This is a genomic window from Ramlibacter sp. (genome assembly GCF_028292805.1).
In the GTDB taxonomy this organism is placed as follows: Bacteria; Pseudomonadota; Gammaproteobacteria; order Burkholderiales; family Burkholderiaceae_C; genus Ramlibacter.
On the sequence record NZ_JAQGLS010000051.1, the window covers coordinates 1 to 2,691 of the forward strand.

2 protein-coding genes are annotated in these 2,691 nt (G+C 68.5%); both read right to left on the reverse strand.

What is annotated here, in order from left to right:
- Positions 1-1,066: NADH-quinone oxidoreductase subunit NuoH (nuoH, locus tag JWP65_RS02550; protein ID WP_299760045.1), on the reverse strand; the 1,066-nt coding region annotated here is incomplete at its 3' end.
- A partial coding sequence (locus JWP65_RS02555; RefSeq protein ID WP_299760047.1) for a molybdopterin-dependent oxidoreductase occupies positions 1,063-2,691 on the reverse strand: 1,629 nt, incomplete at its 5' end. The genes JWP65_RS02555 and nuoH, both read right to left, overlap by 4 nt.

Genomic DNA, 2,691 nt, shown 5'->3' on the forward strand with positions numbered 1-2,691 from the left:
ACGGCGTCAGCAAACAGGAGCCGATGACCACCAGCCCGATCAGCGTTAGAGGGATGAAGATCTTCCATCCCAGACGCATGATCTTGTCGTAGCGGGAGCGCGGGAAGGTCGAGCGGACCCACAGGAACATGGTCACCACGACGAAGGTCTTGGCGAACAGCCAGATCCAGCCCGGGACCCAGTTGAGCAGCGGCGCGTCGATCGGGGGCAGCCAGCCGCCCAGGAACATCACCACCGCCAGGATCGAGAACAGCCACATGTTCGCGTATTCCGCCAGGAAGAACATGGCGAAGCTCATGCCCGAGTACTCGATCATGTGGCCGGCCACGATCTCCGACTCGCCTTCCACCACGTCGAACGGGTGGCGGTTGGTCTCGGCCAGGCCGGAGATGAAGTAGACGACGAAGATCGGCAGCAAGGGCAGCCAGTTCCACGACAGGAAGTTGATCCCCATGGAGGCGAACCAGCCGCGGTCTTGCGCCAGCACGATGTCGGTCAGGTTCAGGCTGCCGGCCACCATCAGCACCACCACCAGGCAAAAGCCCATCGCGATTTCGTAGCTGACCATCTGCGCCGAAGCGCGCAGCGCGCCCAGGAAGGCGTACTTGGAGTTGGACGCCCAGCCGGCGATGATCACGCCGTAGACCTCCAGCGACGTGATCGCCATCAGGAACAGCAGGCCGGCGTTGATGTTGGCCAGCGCCATGTCGGGGCCGAACGGGATCACGACCCAGGCCACCAGCGCCGGCATGATCGTCATGATCGGCCCGAGCAGGAACAGGCCCTTGTTGGCCACCGTCGGAAGGATGATCTCCTTGGTCAGCAGCTTGAGCGCGTCGGCGATCGGCGTGAGCAGGCCGAGCGGGCCCACCCGGTTCGGGCCGGGCCGCAGCTGGGTGAAGCCGATGGCCTTGCGTTCCCACAAGGTCAGGTAGGCAACGGCGCCCATCAGCGGCAGCACCACCGCCATGATCTTGATGACCGTCCAGATCACCGGCCAGCCGGCGCCGCTCCACCACGGCGCGGCGATCAGGCCGTTGCCCAAGCCGTACAGCGTGTCGATCATGGCGCCGCCTCCATCGCCACGCGGGCGTCGGCCGTGAGCTGCAGCGAAGGCGCGCGCCGCACGATGCCGTCGACCTGGTAGATCGATGCCGTCACCGGCGTGCCGGCGGCCTCGCCCATGCGGATGGCCGCGGACGTCGCGTTGTTCATGCGGTCGCCTTGGACCATGGCCTGGCCGGCGTCGGCGCCACGCGCCGCCGCCAGCACGTCCTGGGCCGATTCGTACTCGAAGCCCTGCACGCCCAGCAGGTTGGCCAGCACGCGCAGCACCTTCCAGGCCGGACGGGTCTCGCCCAGCGGCTTGACCACGGCGTGGAAGCCCTGCACGCGGCCTTCGGCGTTGACGAAAGTGCCGGGCGTCTCGGTGAACGGCGCCACCGGCAGCAGCACGTCGGCGATGTCCATGTTGGCCTTGAACGAATTGAGCGAGATCACCATCTCGGCTTGCGCCAGCCCGGCGCCGGCGCGGGCGCCGGCAGCGGAGTCGAACGCCGGTTCGGTGTGCAGCAGGATCGCGGCCTTCAGGCCACCGGCCAGCATCTGGCCGGCGTTCAGACCGCCCTGCCCCGGCAGCGCGTTGACCAGCTGCGCGCCCACGGTGTTGCCCGCCTCGGTCAGGTAGCCGACGGTGGCGCCGGTTCTAGCGCCGATCCAGTTGGCCAGCGCCAGCAGCGATGAAGCCTGCGCGTGGTGCGCGGCGGCGTTGCCCAGCAGGACGGCCTTGCGCTCACCGGACAGCAGGGCGGCGGCGAGGCCCTTGGCCGCGTCGGTCGCCGTGCCTTGCGCCGGGGCGCAAGCGCCCTGCTCGGCGCCGATGGCGGTGGCGACGTCGGCCAGCGCCTGCAGCCACTGGCCCGCTGGCGCGACCTGCTTGCCGACCACCGGCATCGCCCAATTGTCGTCGTGGTCGTGGATGACGGCCACACGGGCGCCGTTGCGCACCGCGCCGCGCAGGCGCAGCGCGAACAGCGGATGGTCCTTGCGCAGGTTGGAGCCGATCACCAGCGCGCCTTGCAGCGTCGACAGCGACGCGATGCTGGTGCCCAGCCAGCGGACGCCTTCACCCGAAGGGAACTCGGCATGGCGCAGGCGGTGGTCGATGTTTTCGCTGCCCAGGCCGCGCACCAGCTGGCCGGCCAGGAACAGTTCTTCCACCGTGCTGTGCGGCGCGACCAGCGCGCCGATGCTGTTGGCACCATGCTGCGCCTTGACCTGCTTCAAGCCATTGGCGACGTATTCCAGCGCGGTCTGCCAGTCGACGGTCTTCCACTCCCCGCCCTGCTTGAGCATGGGCGCGGTCAGGCGCTCGTCGGTGTTCAGCGCTTCGTACGAGAAGCGGTCGCGGTCGGCCAGCCACAGCTCGTTGACGGCGTCGTTCTCCAGCGGGAGCACGCGCTTCACGCGGTTGTTCTTGACCTGCACCAGCAGGTTGGCGCCGGTGCCGTCGTGCGGGCTGACCGACTTGCGGCGCGACAGCTCCCAGTTGCGGGCGCTGTAGCGGAACGGCTTGCTGGTGAGCGCGCCGACCGGGCACAGGTCGATCATGTTGCCCGAGACTTCGGAGTCGACCGTGTCGCCCAGCACCGTGGTGATCTCGGCGTGCTCGCCGCGATGCAGCATGCCCAG